At 59.4% G+C, this 12,218-nt stretch carries 8 protein-coding genes and 1 pseudogene; 6 read left to right on the forward strand and 3 right to left on the reverse strand.

Translation table 11 applies throughout. The annotated features are described in order from the left end of the window. The first annotated feature begins 45 nt into the window (after positions 1–45). The 4 genes from FJ428_RS22570 to FJ428_RS22585 all read left to right on the forward strand — a co-directional run bounded on the left by FJ428_RS22570 (position 46) and on the right by FJ428_RS22585 (position 5,654). Positions 46–4,248, forward strand: a complete 4,203-nt coding sequence (locus tag FJ428_RS22570; protein WP_140880249.1) for a hypothetical protein — start codon at positions 46–48, stop codon at positions 4,246–4,248. Between the two features lie 63 nt (positions 4,249–4,311). Beyond that, positions 4,312–4,704 (forward strand): hypothetical protein, encoded by a 393-nt coding sequence (locus FJ428_RS22575; protein ID WP_140880250.1) that lies wholly within the window; start codon positions 4,312–4,314, stop codon positions 4,702–4,704. Positions 4,705–4,725: 21 nt separating this feature from the next. After that, positions 4,726–5,352: a hypothetical protein gene (locus FJ428_RS22580; RefSeq protein WP_140880251.1), complete on the forward strand. Its 627-nt coding sequence runs from the start codon at positions 4,726–4,728 to the stop codon at positions 5,350–5,352. Positions 5,353–5,390: 38 nt separating this feature from the next. After that, on the forward strand, positions 5,391–5,654 hold the full coding sequence (locus tag FJ428_RS22585; RefSeq protein ID WP_140880252.1) for a curli assembly protein CsgF: 264 nt from the start codon (positions 5,391–5,393) through the stop codon (positions 5,652–5,654). Positions 5,655–5,708: 54 nt separating this feature from the next. On the opposite strand, the gene FJ428_RS22590 is transcribed toward FJ428_RS22585, so the two are convergent. Both FJ428_RS22590 and FJ428_RS30970 read right to left on the reverse strand, forming a co-directional pair. Then, positions 5,709–6,110, reverse strand: coding sequence for a hypothetical protein (locus FJ428_RS22590; protein WP_140880253.1), 402 nt, complete (start codon positions 6,108–6,110; stop codon positions 5,709–5,711). Between the two features lie 240 nt (positions 6,111–6,350). Then, positions 6,351–6,521: a hypothetical protein gene (locus FJ428_RS30970; protein ID WP_224519028.1), complete on the reverse strand. Its 171-nt coding sequence runs from the start codon at positions 6,519–6,521 to the stop codon at positions 6,351–6,353. Positions 6,522–7,396: 875 nt separating this feature from the next. On the opposite strand from FJ428_RS30970, the pseudogene FJ428_RS22600 reads away from it, so the two are divergent. Beyond that, positions 7,397–8,656, forward strand: a pseudogene (locus tag FJ428_RS22600) (diguanylate cyclase). 2,254 nt (positions 8,657–10,910) lie between these two features. Here the strand turns inward: FJ428_RS22600 and FJ428_RS22605 are convergent. Continuing rightward, on the reverse strand, positions 10,911–11,174 hold the full coding sequence (locus tag FJ428_RS22605; RefSeq protein WP_140880254.1) for a hypothetical protein: 264 nt from the start codon (positions 11,172–11,174) through the stop codon (positions 10,911–10,913). 619 nt (positions 11,175–11,793) lie between these two features. Between FJ428_RS22605 and FJ428_RS22610 the strand changes: the two genes are divergently transcribed. Beyond that, positions 11,794–12,177: a hypothetical protein gene (locus FJ428_RS22610; RefSeq protein WP_140880255.1), complete on the forward strand. Its 384-nt coding sequence runs from the start codon at positions 11,794–11,796 to the stop codon at positions 12,175–12,177. The last annotated feature ends 41 nt before the right edge of the window (positions 12,178–12,218 follow it).

Consider the following 12,218-nt stretch of genomic DNA (forward strand, 5'->3'; position numbering starts at 1 on the left):
AGTTGTATTAGTTGATGCTTGGGTACCCGATCGCTTGGGCGGTCGGTGGGTTTTGAGGATTTGCCTCAGGGTTCTTTCAAGGGGAATTATCACATGACACGTTCCAGACTCTTCCGGACCAGTCTCTTGGCCAGTGTCGCCATCATGCCGATGGCGGGAACGGCGCTGGCGGCCAACACTGCCTTCATCGGCCAGCTCAACAACAGCAACTTCGCCTATCTGTCGCAGGTCGGCTCGAATAACGGCTTTATCTACCAGCACGGTGACGGAAATTTCTTCCTCCCGCTGGACGGCTCGAACAACCCATCGGATGCCCAGACCGGCAGCAACACCCTCGGTGTCGAACAGCTTGGTAAAGGCAACTACATTGGCGGCGTATTCCACCAGCAAGGCAACAACATTGCCGGCCTGGCTCAGTTCGGCGAGCACAACCTGGTCAACAGATTCCTGCAGACGGGCGACAACCGCGGCGCCATATTCCAGGGCGGCTACACCAATCTTGCCCAGAACGAACAGCAGGGCAGCAACAACGACACCGGTATCATCCAGCTCAATCCGGATTCGAGCAAGGTCGGCAACTATGCCTTCAGCACTCAGCTGTCTGGCCCAAATGTCACGGCCTCGGATTCATTCTCCGGAATTCTGCAGGGAGGCTCGAACAACCTCGCCTCCAACGCGCAGAGCCAACAGAAAGGTGCGACCGCAACGATCGCGCAGAGTGGCGAGAGCAACCAGGCCTACAACAGCCAGTTCATTGGCGTTTACAACACCGGCCCGTTGATTTCGCAATATGATATCGGCCATGGTAATGAGGCTGGCATCCTGCAGGTCGGCAACAATAATCTCGGAATCAACAGCCAGGATTCAAGCACCAGCGGCCTTGTCGCCATCGTTCAGGGCGGCGAACGCAACGAGGGCTACAACCTGCATACCGGCGGCACCGACAACGATGCAGCCATTGCTCAGCTCGGCAACGACAATTCGGCGACAAATCTGAGCCGTGACGGTGGCCATCTCGGCACCGGCAACAAGGCCGGCATTCTCCAGGTCGGCAACAGCAACAATGCCGTCAACAATTCGCAGAACGGCTTCGGCGACATCGCCGGCATCGTTCAGAGTGGCAATTCCAACACCGCCTTCAACAATCAGGTTGGCGCCGCGAACGACGTTTCGACGCCTGGCGGCACCACCGGCGCGACCGCGCTGATCCTGCAGAACGGCAACGGCAACGGCGCTACCAACCTACAGCTCGCGCAGCTTGAGGGCGGCAACAACAAGGCTGGCATCGTTCAGAATGGCGGCAGCAACGCGGCCCTCAATGCTCAGGATGCGGGCAAGAACAACGTTGCCGGCGTCTTGCAGCAAGGTGATGCCAACCAGGCCACCAACCTGCAGGATGGCGGGTCGATCGCGGCCTCGGCCGGCGTGGTTCAGATCGGCAGCGGCAATGTGGCCCTCAACGATCAGACCAATGTCGATCCGACATCGGCTCTCATCATCCAGGGCGGTACCGGCAACGCCGGTGCAAACGTCCAGACCAACGTCATCGATTCGGACGCCCTGATTACGCAGTATGGCAGCAACGCCAATGCCAACCTCGCCGGAAACGCGCAGACCGGCGTGAACAACAATTCGGCCAATATCCTCCAGGTCGGGACAGGTCCCGGCCTCAATACGGCTACGAACGCCCAGAGCGGCAACTCGGCCAATTTCGGCATCGACAACGTCGCCAACATTGCGCAGTTCGGCACAGGCAATACGGCTGGGAACGTCCAGATCGACCCGAACTACAGCAATGCCTCGATCCTGCAGGTCGGCAGCGGCAACACCGGCCTCAACGTCCAGAACAACCCGTCAACGGCCTCCGCGGCTATCGTCCAGGGCGGTACAGGCAACAGCGCTGGAAATGCGCAGACCTATGGCACCGGCAACGCCGCCGGTATCGTGCAAGGCGGTTCGACGAACGTTGCCGGCAACACTCAGTTGCACGGCTGGTACAACGACGTGCTGATCATTCAGGACGGCATCGGCAACGGCGCCGTCAATTCGCAGACCGGCGGCAACAAGAACCAGGCCGGCATCGCTCAGTCCGGCGACGGCAATCAGGCTGTCAATACGCAGAACGACAATGTCGGCGACACTACCGGTCCGGTCGACGTGGCGGGCATCCTCCAGGTCGGCAATGGCAATGGCGGCGTCAACCTGCAGGCCGGTGGCCAGGGTAATGTAGCCGGCATCGTTCAAGTCGGCGACACCAATTCGGCCGCGAATACGCAGACTGGCGGTTCGGATGCGACAGCGCTGATCGTGCAGGGCGGCACCGGAAACATTGCCGCCAATGTGCAGACCAATGTTGACCCGACCTCGGCCCTGATCGTTCAGGGCGGCACAGGCAACGTCGGCGGGAACACCCAGACCAATGTCAACGACTCGGACGCGACAATCGTTCAGTTCGGTACTGGCGGCCTGTCCAATGTCGCCTTCAACGTGCAGAACGGCGTCATCGACTCCAGTGGCTTCGTAGCCCAGTTCGGTTCCGGCAACGGTGCCGTCAACACCCAGCAGGCTGGCAGCTCGGACGTCAAGGCAGCCATCGTCCAGACCGGGAATGGCAACACGGCCAGTAACACGCAAGGCGCAATAACCCCGTACAGCGTGACAATCCCTGGACAGACAATTAATCAGAGCTTCACAAAGAGAACCGTTTACTCGCCATTTGTCTTCCAGGGCCCGGGGGCAGCGCCTGCGGCAGATTCCTCCGCCGCGGTGGCGCAGGTTGGGAACGGCAACACTGCGGCGAATACGCAGATTGGTCAGTTCCAGCCCGTTATCCCAACTACTTATATGGCAAGCGCCCAAAAGCAGAAGTTCACCCTATTTGGTGGTTGGGTAAACGACGGACCGTCATTCACTCAATCCCTGCCTGTCCCGGCTGCGCTGCAATCGGCTGGTGGCACGACACCTACCATCGCGTCCAACGCCATCATTGGCCAGTTCGGTGACAACAACGTCGCGTCCAACAGCCAGATCGCCACGTCCGGTGCCGATGCGGCCTCGGTCCAGATCGGCAACCACAACGCAGCCATCAACCAGCAGACTCTGACCGTCGGCTCGGCTGCGGCCAATCTGCAGGCCGGTAACGGCAACGTCGCCATCAACACGCAGACGCTGACGGCGAACTCCAATGCCGCAACCGTCCAGGTCGGCGACGACAATGGTGCGGTCAACACCCAGACGGCCACCGCTGACTCAGTCGCGGTCATCGCCTCCATCGGCGATGGCAACAGCGCCGGCAACGTCCAGACTGGCACGACTTCGGCTAATGCCGCCGTCGCCCAGTTCGGCGATGACAACATCGCCCTGAATACGCAGACCGGCGTCACCGACGCGCTTGCCGCCGCTGTCCAGACCGGCACCGGAAATGCCGCCGCCAACACCCAGCAGAATGGCAGCTCGCAGGTTGTGGCCGCCATCGCGCAGGACGGCAACGACAACACCGCGGCCAACGTGCAGGGCGCGCGCACCGTCACCCTGGAAGTTCTGGGAGTGCCGCTGTCGACCGCGGACTCGCCCGCAACGCTGTCGGCCGCGGCTATCGTACAGTCCGGAAACAGCAACAAGGCGGTGAACGTTCAGGGCGGCTCGATCGACCTCGCGTCCAGCGGTCTGGGAGCGGTGAGGCTGCCTGGGCCGGCAGTCGCCTCCGTGGCTGGCATCGCCCAGTTCGGCAACGACAATGACGCGGCGACCTTCCAAGTGGCCAGCGCCGGTGCTTTGTCGGCGACGCTGCAGATCGGTGACTTCAACACATCCGGAACCGTGCAGTCCGGCGTTGTGGGCGTCGCAGCGCTGACCGCTCAAAACGGCCAGCACAACACCGCGACGACCACACAGCATCTCGCCGCGGGAGCAACGTCGGCCACCCTCCAGAACGGCAAGAACAACCTTGCCAATACCGATCAGACCGGCACGGGAAGTTCGTCGTTGATCGTGCAGGATGCCGGTAATTCGGGGGCGGCCGTTGCGCAGAGCGGTTCCTCGCAGTCGTCGCTTGTCGCTCAGGCTGGCGACTACAGCTTCGCCTACATCATCCAGGACGGCAGCTCGAACAGTTCGACGGTGCTGCAGAACGGTATCGGTGCCGGGTCGAACCCGAACATCGCCTCCGTCACGCAGCACAATAGCGGCAACAACTCGCTGGTCCTTCAGTCGGGCCGTGGCAACGTTGCCGCTGTCATCCAGAACTAGTTTGCAACGGTGTGGGGCGCTTCTGGCGCCCCACATTTCCTTCACGGGCAAGGGATGCGGCGAATGGCATGGGAACCTGGCATTCCGGCAAGCGTCCTGGTTCTCGCCGGCAGCATTGGTGCTTTTTCGATGACTGATCAGACCCTTGAGGCGAAGATCCTCGACCACCGCGTCGTGAAGTGCGGCGTAACGATCGAGAGCGGTACCATGACCACGCTCCGGCCATTTATCCAAACGACCGGAAACATCGCCGGCAAGATCGCAATCAAGGTTCAGAGCCGGGCGGGATCCAATACAAATCTATCGAGTCAGACCGTCAGTTTTCCAGGCAACAGCGTTATCACCGTCGGCCGACCGACCAACCTCAAGATTGAAATGGTCGCTACATCCGAGGGTTCTGAACTGTGCCGCTTGTCGGAAGACATCGACTTCGACGCACAAGGTATCCGAATTTAACGATTGAGAAGCGCGCACCTTATGGCTGCGCATGGGGGCGAAATGGGCAAGATGCGCAAATGGAGCAAGGCGCTCAGGGGTGCCGTCGCGGTTTCAGCCTTTACGCTGGTCGCCGTATCGGCATCGGCTGAAGACTTGCTGGTCGAGAATTCACCGAATGCCGAAGCCACGCTCAACGTCCTGATGCAGCCGATCAGTCCGTTCATGCTCGGCCATACACAGTCCACGACGTCGATCGCCCAGATCGGCGACACGAACCATGCCATCTCGAACGTCAACGGCGCCAGCAACCTGTCCTCCATCAACCAGACCGGCAGCAATAACCGCGCGGTTCAGTCGATCGAGGGCAGCAATTCCGCACTTCTCCTGGTCCAGGGCGGCACCAACAACAACGTGCTGCAGGCCAGCCAGGGCGACCGGAATTTTCAGCTTGTCGGAGTTTCCGGTAACAACAACAGCGTTGCCTACCTGCAGAAGGGAAGCGATCTTGCCGGCGCGCTCGACGTGACCAATGCCAGCAACGCCACTGTTCTGGCGATCCAGACGCCGCAATCGGACCACTACCTGATGCCCACGGGTCTTCGCGGTCTGCAGAATGCGGTCGTCGTCATCGTTCCGGGCCGCATGTATGTCATTCCCAAGAAGTGATGCGATCTGCTTGGACCAAACGAAGAAGGAGATTTGATATGTTACGCACTATCGTGCTCGCCGCCGGCATCGCAGCCATTGCGGTGATCGGCACCTCGACGGCGTCGGAGCTTGTCTACAAGCCGGTCAACCCAAACTTCGGCGGCGATCCTCTGAACGGCAACGCGCTGCTTTCGCAGGCGACGGCGCAATCGGCAGGCGGCGGTTCGCCCGGGTTCTCGATCGATTTTCCTGATTTCGGCGGCATCCCGCAACCTGTTCCTGATCCGACGGATCTGCCACCTGTAGGAACGCCCAACTGACACTCTGGAGAACGCGAAGGCCGGGAAACCCCGGCCTTCTCTGAGCTGCCCAATTCAGCGTTGGCGGATGATAGCCACGTTGCCGCGGCCCTGCTGGAAAACCAATGCCTGATGGCCCGACCCGCTCTGCGTGATGGAAGCGGTGTTTTCGAGTCCGATTTGGCGAATAAGCCCGACGTTGCCGATTCCGTCCTGCGTGATCGCGGCGTTGTTGGCATCGCCGTCCTGCCAGATCATTCCGAGATTGCCCTGGCTCGGCCTCAATGCGGACATTGCGGAGGCCACCTGGAACATCGGCTTCACGATGTCTTCCGTGCGCATTGTTGCAAACGAATGCGCATATGAACCAGAGCCGATCTGGTTTACATAGGCTGGGGAATAGAAATCCGACGCATTGACGTTGTTGGATAGTAAAACTGCCATTGATGCAGCGTATATCATCGTTGTTATTTTCATGTCTTGCCCCTCTGTTGTCGCAGGACAATACACACCGCACGATAATTTATCGTTTAGCGCTATGATTTGTAATCGGTTAAAATCTCAATGCAAATTTTATCAGGACTGTCGACTCTCAGCTGTTATGCCGGATGATGACGCCTGGCAGCCCGTCTCGGTCCGCGCTTCGCTGCCCAATGCAGCGAAGCCATGCCGGGCTGGCGGCAAAGGGTCTGAACAAGGACCATTCCCGCAGACACGCTAAGGTCTCGATCGAAGACGCGCATAGAATGATGGGATGACGGCACCGGCCTGACTGTCCTGATAGTCAGCGGGGCAGTCTCGTTGAAAGGGCAAACACCATCGTCGAAAGGGACGTGCCTTCGACGAAAATGTGCTTTCGATGATCTCCGGTCGACTGATCCGGTCCATGCGGAAGTGGCGGAAATCCCCGCGGGCCGCATCCCAGGCCACGAGATACCAAGTGGCCGCAGGATCAGAATGGCCTGTGGGTGGACCTTGCGTGCGGTTTTTACTCCTTTAGCGCCACGGTAGCCGAACCGGAGATGCAGCTGTTGGAGAAACGCCGTCTCGAAGGCGGGCAGCAAAGCCGGCTCGATCAAACCCAGGCCCTGAATATTCTGCATGGGCGACAACTGCCCAACATATAGGCGGTCGAGAAGCCGGCACAGGTCTCGCACCTTTTCTGCCGGCAGCTCCCTCTCTATCTGGCAAGCCCCGCATCGGAGTGATCGGAGAACGGAAGGGACCGGGCCCATCCTGGTGTCTGCTCCGCCGGCTGGTTGAGCTGACGGGGGAATCTTGGCCTGCCAGGTATGGCTATCGGGGCTGTTGCCCGTTGGGGCGCCAGCGAGCAAGGGATGGACTTCTACGACACTGTTGAAGCTGCAGAACGGCCCTGCTTGATCGCGCGAACGACTAGCGTTTTCGATCAGAGCCGATATCCCGAAACCATTGGCGCTCGATGAGCGCGCGCGCATCCCGTCGGAGCGCACAGGCCTCATGGTGCTGCGCACCTAAGGCTGCGGCGTTGTGCCGACGCCGAGCAGGTTTTCTGCGCGCGGGAGGCACCGCAAATCGCGACGCGTTGAGGGGATTGAACCGAGGTCAAGGCCAGCCGTGAGGCTCAATGATAAATCGTCCGACCAGGACGAGGCTGAGTTCGCAATCAGAGCTGTAAATCAAATCTTCAGGGCAAGTTGGGATGCTTGCCTATTCCGATCATCATGCGGCTTGGATGGATCCAGGAGAAAGCAGTTTAAGGCCTACGGATTGTGTCAGATCATATGAACCTCGACGTGAAGGATGATCTCGCGCTAGCTGCCGAAGTTGATCGGCTTTTGGCGCGCCGCACGCGCGATATTCGGCTGAAAGGCGCGATAAAACACTTGTTTCGGGCGCGTGTTTGGTCGCAAACGGCGAAAATCATCCGCGCCTGGATGATCTGGGTAGCATTTTTGATGTGCTGACCTTGGCGCTCAACGCGGTGTTGCTTCCATGGGCGATGGCCCAGTCCATGCTCCTGCCGGGCTCCATCATTCCGCCCGTCGCCTTGGCTGTCGTCCTTGTCTGGCGAAAACCGCAGGCGCCTTGGCTCCAAGGAGTTTCGCTGATCGCAGGCATGTTCCTTATCTTGTTGTCAGTCGCATTGGTCGGAGCAAGCGCTGGTGGCGAGTTCTATGAACGGCAATTGAACGTCATGCTGTTCGTGGCCATTACAGCCATTATCATCTTCGGCATTCCGCTGGGCTGGACGGTGACTATCGCAGCGCTGGCGCTCGGTCTTTATCTCATGTTTCAACTACAGAACCAGGCCGTCGACCATGGCAGCGCCGTGGCTGGGACGCTGTTCTTCGCCAGCGGTATCTTCGCAACGGTCGCCGCGCGACGCATCATGACAATTCTCGCCCAAAAAACATTCCTGTTCGAGCTTCGCGATGGACAGGGTCGCCGAACTGGCGAAAGCAAATGATCGACTGGAACTCCTGGCGAGGACCGATCCACTCACTGGCATCGCCAACCGGCGCTGGATGACGGAAACACTCGTCCACCTATGGGGAAGTGACAAACGTTGCCTCAACGGTGCCGCGATGCTGATGTGCGACATCGATTGCTTCAAGAAGCTGAACGATCACCTCGGCCATGCCGAGGGGGACCACTGTCTGGTGGAGGTCGCGACCATTATCAGGGACAACGTGAGGCGTGACCGCGATCACGTGGCCCGTTATGGTGGCGAAGAGTTCCTCGTACTACTGCCTGGGGTGAACGAGGAAGAGGCCGCTGCTGTGGCAGATCGAATTCGTAGGAGCGTTGAGGCTGCTGCTTTATCCAACCCTGGATCCCGTGTGTCGCGCTTGGTCACGCTGAGCATTGGAGTTGCCGTTCAAACTGCGGACGAGGCGATCTCGCCGGAGCAATTACAGCAGCGGGCGGATGCGGCACTTTATCTGGCCAAGCAGGCGGGCCGCAACAGGGTAATGCTTCACAGGCCGGAGTCATCCAGGCGCAAACACATTCGGCCGGTAGCGCGTCTAAGCGGGCCGTGAGGGCAGAATAGTTTCTCCGCCACGGGCCACAGAGACGAGTCTACGGATCAACGCGCGATCATGGCTAGCATTAATCCCCGTGGGGTAATCCCATTAGGGGCCTCGAAAGGCAGTGCCCGCCACGACAAAATGAAAAATGCTGATGCGGCGCGGCGGCCTTAACAGCCATTGAACTTGTCCAAAACCTATCTGCTGACCTGATGGAGAGACCAGGATGTGAAACTTGCTCGTGCATTTGCACTCCTGCTTGTTGGAGTAGCCCCTGTTTGCTCACGACGCGCCGATAAACGCCGACAGCATAAAATCGAACCTAGTCTCCCGTCCTTCCGGTTGGTGCGCAGATCGCAGTTGTTGCAGGCGATCGTCAAAGAACGGCATTTGTCTACGGCGGCTGAAGATGCCCGCGGGCTACAAGATCCCCGCGCACAACCATCCCACTTCGGAGTATATGACAATGATCTCGGGCAGCTTCATATCGGAATGGGCGACAAGCTCGACGAGGCGAATGGCATCAAACTGCTCGCTGGCGCTTCGGCGTCGCCCCGATCGGGATGAACAACTTCGCGTGGACTACCAGCGATACAGACCAAGTTCATGGCGAGAGGCCCTTGGCAATCACGTACGTCAATCCTGCGGACGATCCGAGCAAGAAGTAACAATTGGCCAGTTTGCAGGGCGCAACTCGACAATTGGTCGAGGCGCCGCGTGAACAATAAGCGCCAGCGCACAGCGGGAAGAGATGGCCGCACTAATGTGTGCGATCCTTCTGTGCCTCGAACCGATTTCTACGCAACAGCGGACTCAACCGGTCGGGGTCAGCGCAACGGAGGGTCAACTATGGCGTCGACCGGATGTTGCCTTACATCACTGCCCGCGTCGCCGCGGCCAAGTAAGAAATGTCAGCGTTCAGGGTCGAAATGGTGGACCGCTGGGAACGGCTCGCGGCCCGTAAAACCTCAAAAAACACCTCCAATCGAGAGACTGCCACGCGATTGGGTTCACCTTACGATGCGTCCGCTTTTCGCTCCAATCTGCCTGATCGTCGATTGCATCCCTCTGCCAAGCGCAATAGGGACACTCGCGAGTTTTGCGTCGGCTGCGTGAGGCCCGACAGCACCATCCCCATCCGGGGCAGGGTAGTAGTCGCGTGATGTAGGAAACGCGGAAACCGACGACAAGCTGTTAGGCCCGCCGCCGTTCGGGTCGTCCGGGCTCGGATAGTACGCGTTCGGGTCGGGTCTGCCTCTGTCACTATTCGGATCGGGCTTGCCCTCCTCGTTTTCCGGATCTGCGGGAGCTTCTTCGTCGTCGATCATCGAAAGCGTATCGGTATCCTCGCTCGCCTGATCGGCGTCTGACTCCGGGATGCCGCCGCTGGAATCCCCACTCGCATCGTTTCCCGAATGCTCAGGCTGTTTTGTATCAAGTAAGCCGAGGCCAACGCCAATGGCTACGGCTCCCGCAAAGGCGAGTCCAATTCCTACAGCCGGCGCGGCTGCGGCACTAGCCGTGGTGCCTGCCGCATAAATGAGCAGCCGGACCTATCTGGAACGGATATTCGCCAAGACCGGAACGCATCAGCAAAGCCAACTCGTCGCGCTGCTCAAGAGCACCGAGCCGCTCAATCGCAGATAAGACGCTACATGTTTTAACCCCCTCAAGAGCTCGACTTCTGCCGGCGTCAGGTCGAACAGTCTGCGCACATGCACCTCGAAGCCATCGGGAATGCGTGGCCAACCTCCGTCATCGTGATCCGCGCATCAGCCCGGCGCCAAGCCGTAGGCGGGGCATCGAATGGCGCTGCCGACAGCACCGATCGCGTCATGTCGGATCGCGCTGGCGATTGGATTGCACCGGTCTGCGCCAACAGCTTTACGCGCCCGGTGCCTGAACTCTAGCGCGGCCCGTTCCGCCTATGTCGTGGTGAGCTCTCAATTCCAGCCAGGTTTGCGGGTTAGTTCGCCTTCTACTCGACCCCGTCATGCTCCTGGGTGCACTGGACTTGCTTGGCTACGAATGAAGCTGCCCACCGGTAAACCTGAACAGCCGACCCAATCCTCAGCTAACGCAGTAAGGTCGTCATGAGAACTCAATCACTGTGGAATTGAACGGCTATGTCGCCGTTCTTCAAGAGTCTGTCGTCTCCTCAGGCTGGCAAAAGAGCTCCGGCCGGCGCTGGCTAGCCTGCCAGCGCCGCAGTGCCAACCCAATGCCGCAGGATCGGTGATCCGATCTGTGCACTCCTCTTCTCGGGTCAGAGCCCGAGTGTCTGACCTGCTTCGAGGTGAAGGAAAGCTGCCGACGAGTTCCTGAAAACCGCCTCCTGAAAGGCCACCACAGCAGAACCGTGGGTAACATCAATCAGAACGGCGGCCGCACGCTCAACCTCATCGGCCAAGCGATCAACCCGGCCCATATGGTTTACGAGGCGATCGTGCAGCATCGACGACCGCGCGGCGTGGTAAAGGACGCTGCGCTTGTGACCGTCAGAGTTCAGTGGCTCGAACAGCATTGTCATGGCGGCAAACCTCAAATGTCTTTGCGTCCGCAATCCCTTACATTAGAAAATCGTCACTCAACCCTTTCGTTCCGCTGGCGGACCAAAAAGCCCGCAACAAGTGCAACATCTGAGGCGGGTGCAGAATGACGAGCACCGCGCGCAGCCCGCACGCCTAAGCCGATCGCAATCACGCCGCCGGTCGGCGGGCGAATAACAGAACACAAACCTGCGGTCTCATCCGCCTCGCTTTGACGTTACGTCCGGCCGGCCATGGGATCGGTAGTCGGCGGCATCCCTGGCTTCCATTCGGGCGCGGGCAAGCTCATCGCGAGCTATCGACATGCGCTCGCGCGTCCGCAAGTCTGTCACGGAGCTCACGCGCTAGGTCGACGTCGTTTATGTTGATTGATGGATCGGCAGCAGCGCCCCAACCCACACCCGTCCCGATCGTTTCGCGAACAACAACCGCAGCATCACGCAACGCCATGCGTGGGAATCAGAAGGGGTCCTCCCGCGACCCAGATATCCGATCTCTTGCTCAGAAATTTCTATCAAACATTCCCGTCCTGTACGTCTGATTTGATTAGAGGCTCGGTTCGAAATGGACTAGATAAACTTCTACGAAGGGAGGCAAGAGATGTTCGACGCGCATAGCGACATCACGCGTGCGGCCATCGAAGCCACCTTCCTGCTGCGGCACCGCTCCCTTGCTGAAACCGTTGCCTTTCATCGCGGTATAGACCGTAGCCGGCGCAACGTCGCGGCGTCACGCGAGCTTCTGAAGCGCCTTCGCCAAAGCCAGAGCGGAGACACCGCCCGAACTTGGGAAGATGCAGACTTGCCTGCCGTTGCCGTGTCCCCGTTCGATGCCGACCTTCTCCGCGCTTCATTTCGAGATTTGGTCGTGGAAATGAACTTGCCGAAGTCTCAATGGCACGATCTGGCCAAGAGCTTGGTACTCGAATACGCCAGGTGCGAGCAGATCGAAGGTGGCTTGGTAAGTTGGATCATAAGCAGGTGAGAGCCGTCCAACCTTGTTGCTTTTTTCCCCAGCTTGTCCCC

Origin of the sequence: Mesorhizobium sp. B2-8-1, assembly GCF_006440955.1 — a bacterium.
Classification (GTDB): Bacteria; Pseudomonadota; Alphaproteobacteria; order Rhizobiales; family Rhizobiaceae; genus Mesorhizobium.